The organism is Serratia sp. CY33525 (assembly GCF_052169115.1).
Taxonomy (GTDB): domain Bacteria; phylum Pseudomonadota; class Gammaproteobacteria; order Enterobacterales; family Enterobacteriaceae; genus Serratia; species Serratia sarumanii.
In genome coordinates this window covers 49,882-66,712 of record NZ_JBJNLK010000010.1, presented here as the reverse complement: position 1 = coordinate 66,712, position 16,831 = coordinate 49,882, and the positions used below count along the sequence as shown (strand labels likewise).

Below are 16,831 nucleotides of genomic sequence, written 5' to 3'. Positions count from 1 at the left end.
TCAGTCGGCCAGCAGATCGAGGGCGTGAGTCAACGCGCTGACCAGCGTATCGACGTCCTGTTGCGTATTGTAGGGGGCGAACGACGCGCGCAGTGTGCCGCTGACGCCCAACGCCGCCATCAGCGGCTGCGCGCAGTGTTGGCCGGCGCGCAGCGCAATGCCTTGCTCCGCCAGCAGGGTGACGATGTCGCTGTGGTGTACGCCGGCGATGTCGAACGCCAGCAGGCTGGAGCCGGAGCTGCGGAAGCTGCGAAAGCCCGGCAGCTGCGCCAACCGCTGTTCCGCCTGGTCCGCCAGCTCGCGGCTGTAGCGCTCCGCCGCCGCCATGTCCTGTTCGCTGAGCCAGGTGAGCGCCGCGGCCAACCCCAGCACGCCAGCGATGTTTGGCGTGCCGGCTTCGAAGCGGTGCGGCGGCTTTTGCGGGGCAAAGCCGTCGAACGATGCCTGGGTCAGCATCTTGCCGCCGCCTTGCCAGGGTGCCATCTGCGCCAGCAGCTCGGCTTTGCCGTACAGCGCGCCGATGCCAGTCGGGCCATACAGCTTGTGGCCGGAGAAGGCGTAGAAATCGATGTCGAGCAGCTGTACGTCGGCCGGGCCGTGAACCACGCCCTGTGCGCCGTCGATCATCACGCGTGCGCCGGCGGCATGCGCCATCGCGATCGCCGGCGCCAGATCCGGGCAGCCGCCGGTGACGTTGGACATTTGCCCCAGCGCCAACAGGCGGGTTTTGTCGTTGAGCAGGGTGGGCAGCTGCGTCAAATCCGGCAACCGATCGGCGCCGATCGGCAGTTTCACCACCCGCGCGCCGGTTTGTTCCGCCACCATCAGCCAGGGGATCAGGTTGGCGTGGTGTTCCGCTTCACTCACCAGAATTTCATCGCCCGGCTGCAGACGCGGACGCAGGTAGCTCTGCGCCACCAGGTTGATCGCTTCGGTGGTGCCGCGCGTCCAGACGATGTCGTCGGCCGACGGCGCATTGATCAGCTGCGCCACCTGGCCGCGCGCCTGCTCGAAGCGGGCGGTCAGATCCTGCGCCGCCCGATGCTGGCTGCGGTGCACGGTGGCGGCGTCATCGCGATAAAATTGCTGCGTGGCGTCGATGACCGCCTGCGGTTTTAACGCGGTGGCGGCGCTGTCCAGATAGATGCCGTCCTGCGCGAGCGCGGGAAACTGTTGGCGAAAAAGGCTGGGGTTAAAAGGCGTCATACCCTGATTGTCACTGGCTTGAGTCGATGGGGGATCCTGTCCTATTTTGCCGCCGGAGACAAGCGATCCTGCCTATTAGGACTTATCGCCTGGCAAAATTGGGAAAGTTTGTTATGCTATTAAATGTGCGCTTATTAATCGCATCTATACACATAAAAGGTATTTATCAGCATTTAAAACTAAAAAGGAGTCCTCAATGAAGAAAACAGCCGCAGTTCTCTCTGCCCTGATGCTTACGTTCACCCTGGCCGCCTGTTCCAGCAACTACGTGATGCATACCAATGACGGACGCACCATTGTCGCTGACGGCAAGCCAAAAGTGGACAACGATACCGGCATGATCAGCTATAAAGACGCCAACGGCGTCGAGCAGCAGATCAACCGCGCCGATGTGAAAGAGATGGTTGAAAGCAACCAGTAACCGTCAGGCAAAAAAAAGCACCGCAAGTTTTGCGGTGCTGCATAAAATCACTATGGACAGACAGGGTAAATGTACAGGAAGTGAAAAAACAGTAGCCTAGCTACCATGTCCGGAATCGCCGGACAATTTGCAAACACAACATCACAACCACAAGCCAAAAGTTCATCGGCGTCCTCGACACCCACTCCCTTTTCGTTCCGGCCCGGGAAGTGCCGCCACTATAGGTATTTGCTGGCGCATCCTCAACGGACAAATTATAATGGCTCGGATTAAAAAAACTAATGGCAATACGCCGTTAGCGTTTACCGATGGCTTGCCACGCAAAGCCGCCCGATTTTCGGCGCCGAATCATTCGGATTAATGTTACACAAAAGTAGCTAATTTAATGTCTAAACGCTTACCTCCCCTCAATGCGCTGCGCGTGTTCGATGCGGCCGCTCGCCACCTGAGTTTCACCAAGGCGGCGGAAGAGCTGTTCGTGACCCAGGCCGCGGTGAGCCACCAGATCAAGTCGCTGGAGGACTTCCTCGGGCTGAAGCTGTTTCGCCGGCGTAACCGCTCGCTGCTGCTGACCGAAGAGGGGCAAAGTTACTACCTCGATATCAAGGAGATCTTCTCTTCGATCAACGAGGCGACGCGCAAGCTGCAGGCGCGCAGCGCCAAGGGGGCATTGACCGTCAGTTTGCCGCCGAGCTTCGCCATTCAGTGGCTGGTGCCGCGCCTGTCCGGCTTTAACTCAGCTTATCCGGGGATCGACGTGCGCATCCAGGCGGTGGATCGCGAAGAAGACAAGCTGGCGGACGACGTCGACGTGGCGATTTTCTACGGCCGCGGCAACTGGCCGGGGCTGCGCGCCGAGCGCCTGTATGCGGAATATCTGCTGCCGGTGTGTTCGCCGAGCCTGCTGACCGGCGATCATCCGCTGAAAACCGCAGAGGATCTGGCTTATCATACGCTGCTGCATGACGTTTCACGCCGCGACTGGCTGGCCTATACGCGCCAGCTGGGGTTGCAGCACATCAATGTGCAGCAGGGGCCGATCTTCAGCCATAGCGCGATGGTGGTGCAGGCGGCGGTGCACGGCCAGGGCGTGGCGCTGGTGAACAATGTGATGGCGCAAACCGAGATCGAAGCCGGTCGCCTGGTGTGCCCGTTCAACGATGTGCTGGTCAGTAAAAACGCTTTTTATCTGGTATGTCATGACAGCCAGGCAGAACTGGGTAAAATAGCCGCCTTCCGGCAGTGGATCCTGGCGCGCGCCGCCAGCGAACAAGAGAAGTTCCGCTTCCGCTACGAACAATAAGACCGGCCGCCGCCTTGCCGCGGCCGGTGATTTTAAATGGGATAAATCACGATGAGCAGCCGTTCCATGCTGGTTTTCGCCGCTATCAGCGGCTTTGTGTTTGTCGCGTTGGGCGCATTCGGCGCGCATGTATTAAGCGGCACGCTCGGCGCCAACGAAATGGCCTGGATCCGCACCGGGCTGGAGTATCAGGGGTTCCACACCCTGGCCATCCTGGCGCTGGCGGTCGCGATGCAGCGCCGCGTGAGCCTGTGGTTTTACTGGAGCGGAGCGCTGTTGGCGTTCGGCACCGTGTTGTTCAGCGGCAGCCTCTATTGCCTGGCGCTGTCGCACCTGAAGGTCTGGGTATACATCACGCCGGTTGGCGGCGTGTGCTTCCTGATCGGCTGGATATTGATGTTGATTGGCGCTTTGCGTCTGAGGAAAAAGGCCGAGCGCCATGAATAAGATTGCGTTGTACTGCCGCCCTGGCTTTGAAAAAGAGTGTGCGGCGGAGATCACCGACAAAGCCGCCCAGCGGGAGATTTTCGGTTTTGCGCGGGTAAAAGAGCACAGCGGTTACGTGCTGTTCGAATGCTATCAGCCGGACGATGCCGACCGCCTGGCGCGGGAAATTCCGTTCCGCGAACTGATTTTCGCCCGCCAGATGATCGTGGTGGGTGAGCTGCTGCGCGATCTGCCGCCGGAAGATCGGGTATCGCCGATCGTCGGCATGCTGATCGGCGTGGTTGACCGCGGCGGCGAGCTGCGGGTGGAAGTGCCGGACACCAACGAAAGCAAAGAGCTGATGAAGTTCTGCCGCAAGCTGACGGTGCCGCTGCGCGCCGCGATGCGCGAGCAGAAGGTGCTGATGGCGCGTGAGAACCCCACTCGCCCGGTGGTGCACGTGTTCTTCATCGCGCCGGGCTGCTGCTACGTCGGTTACTCCTACAGCAACAACAACTCGCCGTTCTACATGGGCATTCCGCGTCTGCGCTTCCCGGCCGATGCGCCGAGCCGTTCGACGCTGAAGCTGGAAGAAGCGTTCCACGTGTTCATCCCCGCCGACGAGTGGGACGAACGCCTGGCCAGCGGCATGCACGCGGTCGATCTGGGGGCCTGCCCGGGCGGCTGGACCTATCAACTGGTGAAACGCAGCATGATGGTGCATTCGGTGGATAACGGCCCGATGGCGCCGAGCCTGATGGAAACCGGCCAGGTGACGCACCACCGCGCCGACGGCTTCAAGTTCGAGCCGAACAGCAGCAAGATCTACTGGCTAGTGTGCGACATGGTGGAGAAGCCGGCGAAGGTAACCAGCCTGATGATCCAGTGGTTGGTGAAAGGCTGGTGCCGCGAAGCGATTTTTAACCTCAAGCTGCCGATGAAAAAGCGCTACGAGGAAGTGTCGCAGAACCTGATGAGCATCCGCGAAGCGCTGGGTGCTGCCGGCGTCAGCGTCGAAGTGCATGCCAAGCAGCTGTATCACGACCGCGAAGAGATCACCGTACACGTGCGCCGCATGTGGTCGGCGGTGCCGGGCCGGCGCGACGAGCGCGATTAATCGCGTTAAGCCTGATGAGGGGCGCTGCTTGCAGCGCCCTTATGGTATCGGCAGGCGCAGCTGCTGCAGGTTGCCGTCCAGCGACAGATCGGTGCGCAGCGTGGCGACTTGTTTGCTGACGTAGGCCAGCTCGCGGTGCCGCTCCAGCTTGCCGCGCCATTTCTCCGGCACCTGTTCCAGCTGCTGATAGAGCCCGTCCAGGCTGCCCGACTGCTGCAACAGCAGCACGGCGGTTTTCGGCCCGATACCGGCCACGCCGGGGATCTTGCTGCTGCCGATCCCCGCCAGCCCCCAATAGTCCGGCAGCTGCTGCGGCTGCACGCCGAATTCCTGTTGCACGAAAGGCATATCCAGCCAGCGTTTCTGGAAGTAATCGCGGATCTGCACGTTCGGTGCCAGCAGCTGGCAGTAGCCTTTGTCGGTGGAGACGATGGTCACCTGGTGGCCGCCGCCGGCGACCTTCGCCGCCAGCGTGGCCGCCAGATCGTCCGCCTCGTTGCCGGGAGAATGCCAGCTGGCGACGCCCAGTTCGGCGAAGGCCTCGCGCAGCTGCGGCATCTCCTGCTGCAGGTTTTCCGGCATCGGCGAACGCCCGGCCTTGTAGTCCGGCAGAATTTGGTGACGCCAGCTGTCGCGGCGATCGTCCTCGTCGAAGACCGCCACCGCGTGGGTCGGGCGGCTGTGCTGGATCAACTGCTGCAGCGCGTGGCGGCAGGCGTTGACACAAGGGGAACCCTGCACGGCGTGAATGCGGCGGATGAGGTTCAGGGCGTCGACAATCAGTAGGTGTATCATCATGGGCGGCAAGGTCAAAAAACGGGGCGGCCGTTACGCCGCCCGGGATTGAGGGTCAGGCGACGATTTCGTAGCAGGGCACATAGGCGCTGCCCGGCAGCTTCATGCGGTGCTGGGCGACAAAGCCCTGCAGCAGGCTGTCCATCTGCTTCATCATCTGCGGCTCGCCGTGCAGCTTGTACGGGCCGAACTGCTCGATGGCGTGGATGCCGTTTTCCTTCACGTTGCCGGCCACGATGCCGGAGAACGCGCGGCGCAGCGCGGCGGCCAATTGCTCCGGCGGCTGGTTCGGATACAGGTTGAGGTTCGCCATGTTCTCGTGGGTCGGCTCGAACGGCAGCTGCAGATCCGGTGCGATGCGGATCGACCAGTTGAAGCTGTAGGCGTCGCCGGTGTTGCGGCGGTTTTCCTTCACCAGCGGCATGGCTTTCTTCATCTGCCGCGCCACTTCCGCCGGATCGTCGATGATGATGGTGTAGTGACGGCGCGCGGCATCGCCCAGCGTGTTCATGATGAACTCGTCCAGCACGCGGAAGTAATCGGCGCTCTCTTTCGGCCCGGTCAGGATCAGCGGCAGCACCTGTTCGCTGTTCTCCGGGTTCATCAGAATACCCAGCAGGTACAGCAGCTCTTCGGCGGTGCCGACGCCGCCCGGGAAGATGATGATGCCGTGCGCGATGCGCACGAAGGCTTCCAGGCGCTTTTCGATGTCCGGCATGATCACCAGCTCGTTCACCAGCGGGTTTGGCGGCTCGGCGGCGATGATCGACGGCTCGGTCATGCCGATGAAGCGGCTGTTGCGGTAACGCTGCTGCGCGTGACCGACCGCCGCGCCTTTCATCGGCGCTTCCATCGCGCCCGGCCCGCAGCCGGTGCAGATGTTCAGCTCGCGCAGGCCCAGCTGGCTGCCGACCTTGCGCGCGTACAGGTATTCGTTCTCGTTGATCGAGTGGCCGCCCCAGCACACCACCATATTGGGATCTTCATCCAGATGCAGCGTGCGTGCATTGCGCAGGATCGAGAACACCAGGTTGGTGATGTGGGCCGAGTTTTCCAGGTTAAGGTGCTGGAAACGGCCGGCGCTGGCGATTTGGCCGTGCACGAACAGGATGTCGCGCAGTACGGCGAACAGGTTGGCCTGCAGCGAGCGGATGATGCGGCCGTCGACGAACGCCTCTTCCGGCGGGTTGACCAGCTCCAGCTTCACCCCGCGTTCGCGGCGCAGCACGTTGATGTCGAAGGTTTCATAGCGCGACAGCAGCTGCTTGCTGTTGTCGGTTTGGCTGCCGGAGTTCAACACGGCCAGCGAACAGTTGCGGAACAGGCGGTACAGGTCGCTGCTGGCGGTGCGCTTCAGCATGTCTACTTCCAGCTGCGACAATAAATCCATAGAGCCAAGCGGGCTGATGTGTGTAATCAAGGTAACTCCTTTGCACCCGGTGCGGGGCGGTAGTAATCCATACGCAGCAAAACAGCATCTCGTTATGGTTGGCGTGCTGCGGCGCAGCGGGCGCTCCGCCCGGCCGCAGCCTCGTTTTAACCTTACCGCCGTCCCTGCGCTTTTACCAACATAAACCGCTCGTTAGCTCAGTTGTTGAGCAATGTTTCGCACTTATTGGCGCGCCAGGCGGCCGCGCTCGGGAGCGAATTCGACGTTGCTGCGCCACGGGTTGATATCCAGCCCGCCGCGGCGGGTGTAGCGGGCGTAAACCGTCAGGCTTTGCGGCCGGCAGTAGCGCATCAAATCGTTAAAGATGCGCTCGACGCACTGCTCGTGGAATTCGTTGTGGTGGCGGAAGGAGACCAGATAGCGCAGTAGCGCTTCGCGATCGATCTTGCCGCCGCGGTAGCTTATCTGCACCGAGCCCCAGTCCGGTTGATGGGTGATCAGGCAGTTGGACTTCAGCAGGTGGCTGACCAATTGCTCTTCCACCACCTCTTCACCGGCGGCGTTCAGCAGGTAGTCGGCGTTGAACTCATAATTGTCGATGCGGATATCCTGCTGATCGATGCAGTCGCCGGCCAGGCGGGCGATCGGCGTGCCTTCCAACTGCTCGACGCTGAACAGGGTGACGCTCACCTCGCCCTGGGCGCAGGCGGACAGATCGCGCTGCAGCGTGCTGCGCACCGTTTCCCAATCGGCGAACGGGGTTTGGTTGAAGCTGTTGAGATACAGCTTGAAGCTTTTCGATTCGATCAGGTTCAGGCTGTCGGCGTTGAGGCTGATTTCGCCGACCGCCACCTGCGGCAGCCCGTTGGCGTTCAGCCAGGAGAGCTCGTACAGCGTCCAGATGTCCGCGCCGTGGAAGGGGAGGTTATCGGGGTACAGCCCCAGCGGCTCGCGGTTCATGCTGCGCGGCACCGCCTGCAGCAGCGAGGCGTCGTAGCGATCGCGGTAGGCGGTGGGTTTGCCCAGCGTCAGCCCCGACAGGGCCTGGTGGTCTTGATATGAGGACATCTGCTGTCACCTTGGTCAGAGATAGGTACAATGGCCGTCAGTTTAACGTATGCGGGAAAGAATATGGACCATGATGTATCGCACGCTCTGCGTGAATTCACTCAACGCTATGTCGAGTTGTGGCAACAAGAGCGCGGCCACGCGCCGGCCAGCCAGGCGCTGTACGGCGTGCCGTCGCCCTGCATCGTGGAGAACCGCGAGGACGAAGTGTTGTGGTTGCCACAGCCTTTCGAACCGGCGACGTTGGAAAAGGTAGAAGCCGCGCTGGAGCTGCGTTTGCAGCCGGACGCGCACCGTTTCTACACGCAGCAATACGCCGGCGACATGAGCGCACAGTTCGGCGAGCATCGTCTGAGCCTGCTGCAGGTCTGGAGCGAAGAGGATTTTATCCGCCTGCAGGAGAACCTGATCGGCCATCTGGTGACGCAAAAGCGCCTCAAGCTGCCGCCAACGCTGTTCCTGGCGACCACCGAATCCGAGATGACGATGGTGTCGTTGTGCAACGTCAGCGGCAACGTGGTGCTGGAACAGTTCGGCAGCGATAAGCGTACCCTGCTGGCGGCGACGCTGGGGAATTTCCTCGATGCGCTGCGCCCGGTGCTGGACTGAATGGCGACGGATTCGCCGTCGCCCGTGTGCGAGATCTCTCACACGGGCTGTGAGAGATCGCTCTTAATTTTTCCCGCCTTTCTCCAGGTGATGAGATTATTGTTATCCAGATCAATTGGTTAGAATTTCTTTAGGATAACTCTTAGGCTTAATTTAGTGTGAGACACCTCCCAAACCCTTGTGATTCCGGGGAATTTAAGCGATCTTATCGTTACCGGAACGGAACCGGCGGAGCAGGAAAGCATCAGGATGATGCAGCTTCAGGAAGAAGAAAGGGATGCGCTCAGGCAAGAGCGAAGGATGGCGTCAGGAGATGCCCAGGATGTTTCAGGATAGAAACCAGGGACACCTCCAGGACGGAGATTGAGAGCCGGCACAGGACTGTCGGCGGGTCAGGAAGGCTGAGGAACCGCGTCAGGACGATGCTGCAGGATGATGCAAGGACCACTTGGTCAGGATGGCCGCAGGAAAAGTTTTCAAGGATTGAGCAGGGAGCACGCTGTGTAGCGGGATGGCTATAAAACGAACCGGGGGCACTGTTAACGCAGTGCCCCCAACTTTTTGTTCCATTCCGCCGCGCGTGCGGCTCTGCCTTAATCCCTCTTCAGCGTTAACCAATCGCGCCCAGCGTATCGCCTGCGCCCTGTTTTTTCGGCAGCAGGAACAGCGTGGCGTAGATATCTAGCAGGTAAATCGCCGCCAGCAGGCTGATGGCCGCGGTAAACGACACCTGCGTCACCAGCGCACCGATTACCAATGGCCCCAGGCCGCCGACGCCGCGCCCGAGATTGAACAGGATGTTCTGCGCGGTGGCGCGCGCCTGCACCGGGTAGGTATCGGAAATTAACGCGCCGTAGCCGCCTATCATGCCGTTGACGAACATGCCCATCACGGCGCCGGCGAACAGCATCAGCGTCGGGTCGCTCAACTGGGCGTAACCGATCACCATCACCACGGCGCCGACCTGATACAGCACGAAGATCTTCCAGCGGGGAAAGCGATCGGCCAGCACGCCAAACAGCCAGATGCCGAACGTCATGCCGACCACCGTCACCGCCGTCCACAGGCCGGACTTGGTGAGCGAGAAGCCGAAGTTTTTCGCCAGGTAAGTCGGCATCCAGATCATCAGCCCGTAGTAGCCGAAGTTCTGCACCGAACAGAGAATGAAGATGCCGATGCTGGCCCTGCTGGTGGCGCGATCCTTGAACAGCAGGCGCAAACGCTGCAGGAAGGAGAGCGATTGCCCAGCGTCTTTCTGCCGTACGAATTCCTCCGGTTCACCCAGAGTGCGGCGGATCAGGAATGACGCCAGCGCCGGCAGCAGGCCGACCAAAAACATGCCGCGCCAGCCGATGTGTTCAAGCAGCAGCGGCGTCAGGAAGGCGGCCGCCAGCACGCCCAGTTGCCAGCCCATGCCGACGTAAGCCGAAGCGCGGTTGCGCTTCTCCGCCGGCCAGGCTTCGGCGATCAGCGCCATGCCGATGCCGAACTCGCCGCCCAGCCCGATGCCCGCCAGGGTGCGATAGGCCAGCAGATCCCAATATCCTTGCGCCACGGCGCACAGGCCGGTGAACAGGGAAAACATCAGGATGGTGATCGTGAGCACCCGGATTCGGCCGAAGCGATCGCTGAGGTGGCCGAAGATCACGCCGCCCAGCACCGCGCCGATCAGCGTCCAGGTGACCAGCGAACCGGCGGCCGATGAGGTTAATCCTAATTCGCTGCTGATGGCCGGCAGCATAAAGCCGAGGATCAGCAGGTCAAACCCGTCCATGGCGTAACCGGTGACCGAAGCCAGCATGGCCTTACCGGGCGTCGCGTGGTTTTTTTTCTCTGTTATTACGGACATGAATCTTTATCTGTGTGGTGAACTCGGTGGGCCTATTGTGCCGCGCGGCGGCGGACGCCACCAGATAAAAACGGCGGGCTGTCTCAGACGCGCCGAATTTGGGCTATAAAAATGCTATGCTTTGCCGCCTTTCAGCCAGCGCGCTGAATACCATGATGAAAAGAGATCGGGAATGCAGATGAGTATACATAACCAGGTGCGCCGCAGTTTGCAGGCGATTGAACAATCCATGCGCGATCTGGCGCTGTGGCAGGCCGCGCCACCTGATCATGAGGCCTTCTCCAGCACCGAGCCGTTCTGCATCGACAGCATGTCGGCCGAAGCCTGGCTGCAGTGGGTGTTCTTGCCGCGCATGTATGCATTGCTGGACGCCGAAGCGCCGCTGCCGACGCGCTTCGCCATTACGCCTTATTTCGAAGAGGCGTTGAAAGATCGTGAACCGAGCAGCCTGCCGCTGCTGGTGCTGCTGCAACAGCTGGATTTGATGTTGAATAAAGCGCCGTAATTCGCCGGCGGCGCGCAGATTTTTGCCGCCCGGCAGTGTAGAGTACTCGCGCGGATGCCGGGCAGGAGAGCCGAAGGCGTCTTTCGGCTCGGTTGAACCGCGGCGGTTGACCGGGGGCTGCATTAGGATGATGAGGTGCTGCAATAATGGATTTATTAAGGTTTATCCTGCGTTTGCCTTTTACCCTGGTTAAGGGCGTTTGCCGCCTGCTGGGTGGGGCGTTGTCGCTGTTGGGGCGGTTGCTGAGACCGCTGGTCGGCAACCTCAGCTGGCGTGCGCCGGCCTGGTGGGCTGCGCTGCCGCGCGGTTTTTTGCGGCTCGAAAGCGGCGTGGATAAACACCCGAAAGCGATTGGTCTAGGCCTGCTGCTGTTGGCTGGCGCCGCAGGCGGCGCGTTTTACGGCTGGCACTGGTGGCAAAATCGGCCCCAGCCCATCGAACCGGCGCCGATGGCGGTTCAGGAGATCAGCGCCGAGTTGGCCAACCCCGAGCCGATAGACTACGCCGCCGCCCGGCAGGCGCCGCAAACGGTGAGCCTGACTTTCAGCGGCTCGGCCGCGGCAATAAGCGCGGTGGGTAAAACCGTGAGCGCCGGCATCATCCTCAAACCGGCTGCAGAAGGGCAGTGGGCGTGGCGCAATGAGTCGACGCTGGTGTTCACGCCGAAAAAACCGCTGCCGATGGGCGCGAAATATGACGTAACCCTCGAGCCCGCCACCTTGCTGGCGCCGCAGGTCAAGCTCGCCAAAACCCGCTATGCCTTCACCGTGCCCGCGTTCAATTACCGCCTGGGGCAGGCCGAGTATTACCGCGATCCGCAAGATGCGCAGAAACGCAGCGCGATTTTCAATTTGCAGTTCAATGCGCCGGTCGACGTCGCCAGCTTTGAAAAACAGATTTCGCTGGGATTGAAAGAGGGCAGCGCTTCTTCCGAGAAAAAGCTGAACTTCTCCCTGGTCTATGACGAGAAAAAACTGAACGCCTGGGTGCATTCCGAGCCGCTGAAGGCGCTGGATCAGGGCGGCGCAGTGCATCTGACCGTCGGCAAGGGCGTTAAATCGACGGCGGCCGGCAATGCGGTCGAAGAGGCGAAAAGCAACTGGGTCAAAGTACCGACGCTGTACAGCCTGGCGCTGAGCGACGCCAGCGCCCAGGTGGTGGATACCGACGGCGGCCAAGGGCAGCGTGCGCTGGTGGTCGGCTTCAGCGATGCGGTGAAGGATAAAGAGCTGGCGCGGGCCACCAAAGCCTGGCTGCTGCCGCAGCACGATCCGAGCGATGCCGAGACCGCCAACGATGCTGAAGATTTCTATCAATGGACGGTCGACAGCGTCGGTAAAAACGTGCTGGCGCAGGCGACGGCATTGCCATTGACGCTTAACGAGGCGGAAGAGGCCTACCAGCCGCAGTTCAGCTTCCGCTTTGAAGCCCCGGCGCACCGCTTCGTGCTGATCGAGATAGACAACCAGCTGGTCTCCGTCGGCGGTTACAAAATGCCGAAGAAGGTTTACCGGGTGGTCGAAGTGCCGGAGTTCCCGAAATCGCTGCAGTTCATGTCCGCAGGCTCGCTGCTGTCGGTCAACGGCGACAAACAGATCAGCGTGGCGGCGCGCAACGTGGCGGGCCTGCGGCTTGACATCAAGCGGGTGATCCCGAGCCAGCTGCAGCACATCGTCTCCTTCAAAAGCCGGGAATACTCGTCCACGGAATTCAACCGGCTCAACGATGAGTATTTCACCGAGCATTTCAAATACCAGACGGCGCTCAACAACGAGCGGCCGGGGGAAGTGAACTATCAGGGCATCGATCTTTCCCGCTATCTCTCCACCAACGCCAGTTCCCATCGCGGAGTATTCCTGCTGACGCTGTCCGAATGGCAGCCGAACCGGAAACCGGCGGCGGAAGAGGCGGGCGCCGAGCCAGAACAGGAACCGGACGAGAATACCGGGGAGGATCAGCCCGACGTCGGCGATTCGCGCTTTGTGGTGGTGACCGATCTGGGCATCGTCGCCAAGAGCTCGCAGGATAAGACGCGCGACGTCTTTGTGCAGTCGATTCAAAGCGGCGCGCCGGTTAGCGGCGCCAACGTGTCGGTGGTGGCCAAAAATGGCGTGACGCTGCTCAGCCAAACCACCGGGGCCGACGGCCACGTGCGTTTCCCGGCGCTCGATGTGTACACCAACGAGCGCCAGCCGGTGATGTTCCTGGTGGAAAAGGAGGGGGATGTCTCCTTCCTGCCGACCGGCAGCTATAACGATCGCGGGCTGGACTTCTCGCGCTTCGACGTCGCCGGTGAACAAACGCCGACCGATCCGCGCACGCTCAGCAGTTACCTGTTCTCCGATCGCGGCGTTTATCGGCCGGGGGATACCTTTAACATCGGCCTGATCACCCGCGCCGCCGACTGGGGCGTTGGCCTGGCCGGCGTGCCGGTACGCGCCGAAATCCGCGATCCGCGCGACAAGCTGATGACCACCGTGCCGCTGACGCTGGGCGCCAGCGGTTTCAATGAGCTGAGCTATACCACCGATGAAAACTCGCCTACCGGCGAGTGGAACGTCTATCTGTATCTGATCGGCAAAAACAACGATACCTCCACGCTGCTCGGCCATACCGCGGTCAATGTGAAGGAGTTCGAACCGGATCAGCTGAAAGTGAAGCTGGCGCTGACGCCGAACCGCCAGCAAGGCTGGGTCAAACCGTCCGAGCTGAAGGCCAGCATCGATGTGCAGAACCTGTTCGGCACCCCGGCGCAGGATCGCCGCGTGAGCACCAGGCTGACGCTGCGGCCGATGTATCCGAGCTTCGATCGCTTCCCGGATTATGCGTTCTATGAAAATCGGCAAAACAGCGACGGGTTCGAAACCGAGCTGGAAGATCGCACCACCGATGAGCACGGCGCGGCTGAAATACCGCTCGATCTGAAATCCTACGCCGACGCCACTTATCAGCTGCAACTGCTGTCGGAGGCGTTCGTCGCCGGCGGTGGGCGCTCGGTGGCGGCGACCGCCCGCACGCTGGTTTCGCCTTACGATTACCTGATCGGGGTGAAGGCGGACGGCGATCTGGGCTACATCAACCGCGACGCGGAGCGGCATCTGAACGTGATCGCCATCGATCCGAATCTGCAACAGATCGCCCTGCCGAACCTGAAGCAGGTGTTGATCGAGCAGAAATACATTTCGGTGCTGACCAAACAGGATTCGGGCGTTTACAAATACCAGTCGAAGATGAAGGAAGTGCAGCTGTCGGAACAGCCGCTGGCGCTGAGCGCGCAGGGCGCGGATCTGCGGCTGGCGACCGATAAGCCGGGCGACTTCGTGCTGGTGATTGAAGATGCGCAGGGCAAGACGCTCAACCGCGTCGCCTACAGCGTGGCCGGCAACGCCAACCTGAGCCGTTCGCTGGATCGCAACGCCGAACTGAAGCTGAAACTGAACCAGGCGGAATACCAGCCGGGCGAAGAGATCGAGGTGGCGATTAACGCGCCTTATACCGGCAGCGGCTTGATCACCATCGAGAAGGACAGGGTTTACGCCTGGCAGTGGTTCCACACCGACACCACCAGCTCGGTGCAGAAGATTCGTGTGCCGGCCGGCATGGAGGGCAACGGCTACATCAACGTGCAGTTCGTGCGCGATATCAACTCCAGCGAAATCTTCATGAGCCCGCTGAGCTATGGCGTGATGCCGTTCAAGATCAGCACCAAGGCGCGGCAAAACAGCCTCGAGGTGACCGCGCCGGAGGTCATCAAGCCGGGTGAAAACCTGACGATGACGGTCAAGACCGACGCGCCGCAGCAGGTGGCGCTGTTCGCCGTCGATGAGGGCATTCTACAGGTGGCGCGTTACCGCCTGAAGGATCCGCTGGAGTTCTTCTTCAGCAAGCGCGAACTGAACGTGAGCAGCTCGCAGATCCTCGATCTGATCCTGCCGGAGTTCAGCAAGCTGATGGCGCTGACCGCGGCGCCGGGCGGCGATGCGGGCGAAGGGCTGGATCTCAACCTCAACCCGTTCAAGCGCAAGCGCGACAAGCCGGTGGCCTATTGGTCCGGCATTACCGAGGTCAGCGGCGAGAAGCAGTTCGTCTACCCGGTGCCGGACTACTTCAACGGCAAGATCCGCGTGATGGCGATTTCGGTGACCCCGGAGAAAATCGGCAAGGCGCAAACCGCCGCCACGGTGCGCGACAATTTCATCATGACGCCGAACGTGCCGGCGATGGTGGCGCCGGGTGACGAGTTCGACGTCAGCGTGGGCGTCAGCAACAACCTCGACGGGCTGAACGGCCAGTCGGTGGCCATCAACGTTCTGTTGACGCCGCCGCCGCAGTTGGAGGTGGTGGGCAACGCGACGCAAAGCCTGACGCTGGCGGAAAAACGCGAAGGCGTGATCGCTTTCCGCCTGCGTGCCAAAGCCGTGCTGGGCGATGCGCCGCTGGTGTTCGACGCCCGTTACGGCGACCAGGCCAGCCGCCGCACCGTCAGCACCTCGGTGCGGCCGGCGGCGCCGTACCGTACCCAGTCGGTGATGGGGCGCATGAGCGGCGGCAGTCAGAACGTCGATGGCCTGCGCCAGATGTTCGACGCTTTTGCGCAGCGTCGGGCGGCGGTGTCGAATTCGCCGCTGGTGCTGACCAGCGGGCTGGCGCAGTACCTGGCGGATTACCCGTATTACTGTTCCGAGCAGATCGTCAGCCGCTCCATTCCGCTGATGCTGCAGAGCCGCCACCCCGAGATGAAAAGCAGCCTGAGCCAGGCGGAAGTCAGCAAGCAGCTGCGCAACCTGCTTGGCGTGCTGCGCGCGCGCCAGAACGACAGCGGAGCGATCGGCGCCTGGCGTTCGTCGCCGGATGCCGATCCTTTCGTCACGCCTTATGTGGTGCAGTATCTGCTCGAAGCCAAAGCGGCGGGCTACGCCCTGCCGGAAGGCATGCTGGACGAGGCCAACGGCGCATTGCGCGAGCTGGCGGCCAGCGGATTCGACGATCTGTATCTGCTGCGCCTGCGCAGCTGGGCGGTTTACCTGCTGACGCTGCAGGGCGAAGTGACCACCAACTCGCTGGCGGCGGTGCAGGATACGCTGCAAAAACGCTATGGCGAAGGGTGGAAAACCGATCTGAGCGCGCTGTATCTGGCTTCTTCCTATCGGTTGTTGAAGATGGACGACGAAGCCGCCGCGCTGTTGCAACCGAGCTGGCAGCAGCTGAGCAAGGCGTATGACAGCGCCTGGTGGACGCAGAATTATTTCGATCCGCTGGTGCAGGATGCGACGCGGCTGTATCTGATTACCCGTCACTTCCCGGAGAAGGTGGCGTCGATCCCGCCGCAGGTGCTGGAGAATATGGTCAAGGCGCTGAAAGAAGAGCGTTACACCACCTACTCCTCCGCGATGAGCATTCTGGCGCTGGAAAGCTATTCGGCCCAGGTGGCGGCGCAATCCGCCAATGCGGATGCCTTGGGCATCGTGCAGGTAAGCAAAGCCGGCGGCGAGCCGCAGCGCATCAGTGAGCTGCAGGGGTTGTTCGTTCAGGGGCAGTTCAACGCCGATGCCACCGCGGTGCGCTTCACCAACGGCGGCAGCGCGCCGGCCTGGTATGTGGTGACGCAGGCCGGTTACGACCTGAATGCGCCGCAAAAAGCGCTGTCGCGCGGGATTGAGATCGTCCGCGATTACACCGACGAACAGGGCAAGCCGGTGACGCAGGTGACGCTGGGGCAGAAGATCAATGTCCATCTGAAGGTGCGCGCCAACTCGAAAGAGGGGCAGAGCAACCTGGCGATCGTCGATCTGCTGCCGGGCGGGTTCGAAGTGGTGCAGCAGACGCCGCCGGAACCGGCCGATGCCGGCGAGGAGAGCGAAGACCGCGGCGGTTGGCAGTCGCCGCTGGCCGCTACCGGCTCCACTTGGGCGCCGGATTACAGCGATATCCGTGAAGATCGGGTGATTATCTATGGCAGCGCCGGCATCGAGGTGCAGGAGTTCGTCTATCAGATCAAGGCCACCAATACCGGCAGCTTTATTGTTCCACCGGCCTACGGCGAAGCCATGTATGACCGTGAAGTACAGGCGATGTCGGCCGGCGGCGGCAAGCTGGTGGTGGTGCCGGCGGGCAACGACTAGGCCGGCTCCGGCGCCAGGCC

12 protein-coding genes are annotated in these 16,831 nt (G+C 61.5%); 7 read left to right on the top strand and 5 right to left on the bottom strand.

Going from position 1 to position 16,831, the window contains the following annotated elements; genetic code table 11:
* A complete protein-coding gene (csdA, locus tag ACJ8IM_RS21035) occupies nt 1-1,206 on the bottom strand; it encodes a cysteine desulfurase CsdA (protein ID WP_074027308.1) in 1,206 nt (401 codons plus the stop codon).
* Between the two features lie 196 nt (nt 1,207-1,402).
* Here csdA and ACJ8IM_RS21030 point away from each other — a divergent pair, with 196 nt between their 5' ends.
* The 4 genes from ACJ8IM_RS21030 to rlmM all read left to right on the top strand — a co-directional run bounded on the left by ACJ8IM_RS21030 (nt 1,403) and on the right by rlmM (nt 4,473).
* Entirely contained in the window at nt 1,403-1,627 is a 225-nt protein-coding gene (locus ACJ8IM_RS21030) for a YgdI/YgdR family lipoprotein (RefSeq protein WP_025304050.1), read from the top strand.
* A 385-nt stretch (nt 1,628-2,012) separates the two neighbouring features.
* On the top strand, nt 2,013-2,930 hold the full coding sequence (locus ACJ8IM_RS21025; RefSeq protein WP_025304049.1) for a transcriptional regulator GcvA: 918 nt from the start codon (nt 2,013-2,015) through the stop codon (nt 2,928-2,930).
* A gap of 51 nt (nt 2,931-2,981) precedes the next feature.
* Nucleotides 2,982-3,377, top strand: a complete 396-nt coding sequence (locus ACJ8IM_RS21020; RefSeq protein WP_004931896.1) for a DUF423 domain-containing protein — start codon at nt 2,982-2,984, stop codon at nt 3,375-3,377.
* The gene (gene rlmM / locus ACJ8IM_RS21015) at nt 3,370-4,473 is read left to right on the top strand and encodes a 23S rRNA (cytidine(2498)-2'-O)-methyltransferase RlmM (RefSeq protein WP_033635748.1); all 1,104 of its coding nucleotides are present in this window, start codon (nt 3,370-3,372) and stop codon (nt 4,471-4,473) included. Before ACJ8IM_RS21020 ends, rlmM begins: the two co-directional genes overlap by 8 nt.
* A gap of 39 nt (nt 4,474-4,512) precedes the next feature.
* On the opposite strand, the gene xni is transcribed toward rlmM, so the two are convergent.
* The 3 genes from xni to queF all read right to left on the bottom strand — a co-directional run bounded on the left by xni (nt 4,513) and on the right by queF (nt 7,726).
* Entirely contained in the window at nt 4,513-5,271 is a 759-nt protein-coding gene (gene xni, locus ACJ8IM_RS21010; RefSeq protein WP_033635747.1) for a flap endonuclease Xni, read from the bottom strand.
* 52 nt (nt 5,272-5,323) lie between these two features.
* Nucleotides 5,324-6,688 carry a nucleotide 5'-monophosphate nucleosidase PpnN gene (gene ppnN, locus ACJ8IM_RS21005; RefSeq protein ID WP_019455737.1) on the bottom strand — a complete coding sequence of 455 codons (1,365 nt, stop codon included), beginning with the start codon at nt 6,686-6,688 and terminating at the stop codon, nt 5,324-5,326.
* A gap of 192 nt (nt 6,689-6,880) precedes the next feature.
* Nucleotides 6,881-7,726, bottom strand: coding sequence for an NADPH-dependent 7-cyano-7-deazaguanine reductase QueF (queF, locus tag ACJ8IM_RS21000; RefSeq protein ID WP_033649800.1), 846 nt, complete (start codon nt 7,724-7,726; stop codon nt 6,881-6,883).
* Between the two features lie 63 nt (nt 7,727-7,789).
* Here queF and syd point away from each other — a divergent pair, with 63 nt between their 5' ends.
* Nucleotides 7,790-8,335, top strand: a complete 546-nt coding sequence (gene syd / locus ACJ8IM_RS20995) for a SecY-interacting protein (protein WP_033654116.1) — start codon at nt 7,790-7,792, stop codon at nt 8,333-8,335.
* Between the two features lie 610 nt (nt 8,336-8,945).
* On the opposite strand, the gene ACJ8IM_RS20990 is transcribed toward syd, so the two are convergent.
* Nucleotides 8,946-10,184, bottom strand: a complete 1,239-nt coding sequence (locus ACJ8IM_RS20990) for an MFS transporter (RefSeq protein WP_033654117.1) — start codon at nt 10,182-10,184, stop codon at nt 8,946-8,948.
* Nucleotides 10,185-10,362: 178 nt separating this feature from the next.
* Between ACJ8IM_RS20990 and ACJ8IM_RS20985 the strand changes: the two genes are divergently transcribed.
* Both ACJ8IM_RS20985 and ACJ8IM_RS20980 read left to right on the top strand, forming a co-directional pair.
* Complete coding sequence (locus ACJ8IM_RS20985; RefSeq protein ID WP_033654135.1) at nt 10,363-10,689, top strand: YqcC family protein; 327 nt, start codon at nt 10,363-10,365, stop codon at nt 10,687-10,689.
* 146 nt (nt 10,690-10,835) lie between these two features.
* Nucleotides 10,836-16,811, top strand: a complete 5,976-nt coding sequence (locus ACJ8IM_RS20980) for an alpha-2-macroglobulin family protein (RefSeq protein WP_033654118.1) — start codon at nt 10,836-10,838, stop codon at nt 16,809-16,811.
* Nucleotides 16,812-16,831 lie beyond the last annotated feature (20 nt).

Excerpts from the sequence above, each read along its gene's own strand:
- ACJ8IM_RS21020 (WP_004931896.1), top strand. The coding sequence starts at position 2,982 with ATGAGCAGCCGTTCCATGCTGGTTTTCGCCGCTATCAGCGGCTTTGTG.
- syd (WP_033654116.1), top strand. The coding sequence starts at position 7,790 with ATGGACCATGATGTATCGCACGCTCTGCGTGAATTCACTCAACGCTAT.
- ACJ8IM_RS21030 (WP_025304050.1), top strand. The coding sequence starts at position 1,403 with ATGAAGAAAACAGCCGCAGTTCTCTCTGCCCTGATGCTTACGTTCACC.
- csdA (WP_074027308.1), bottom strand. The coding sequence starts at position 1,206 with ATGACGCCTTTTAACCCCAGCCTTTTTCGCCAACAGTTTCCCGCGCTC.
- ACJ8IM_RS20990 (WP_033654117.1), bottom strand. The coding sequence starts at position 10,184 with ATGTCCGTAATAACAGAGAAAAAAAACCACGCGACGCCCGGTAAGGCC.
- ACJ8IM_RS21025 (WP_025304049.1), top strand. The coding sequence starts at position 2,013 with ATGTCTAAACGCTTACCTCCCCTCAATGCGCTGCGCGTGTTCGATGCG.
- ACJ8IM_RS20980 (WP_033654118.1), top strand. The coding sequence starts at position 10,836 with ATGGATTTATTAAGGTTTATCCTGCGTTTGCCTTTTACCCTGGTTAAG.
- rlmM (WP_033635748.1), top strand. The coding sequence starts at position 3,370 with ATGAATAAGATTGCGTTGTACTGCCGCCCTGGCTTTGAAAAAGAGTGT.
- xni (WP_033635747.1), bottom strand. The coding sequence starts at position 5,271 with ATGATGATACACCTACTGATTGTCGACGCCCTGAACCTCATCCGCCGC.
- ACJ8IM_RS20985 (WP_033654135.1), top strand. The coding sequence starts at position 10,363 with ATGAGTATACATAACCAGGTGCGCCGCAGTTTGCAGGCGATTGAACAA.
- queF (WP_033649800.1), bottom strand. The coding sequence starts at position 7,726 with ATGTCCTCATATCAAGACCACCAGGCCCTGTCGGGGCTGACGCTGGGC.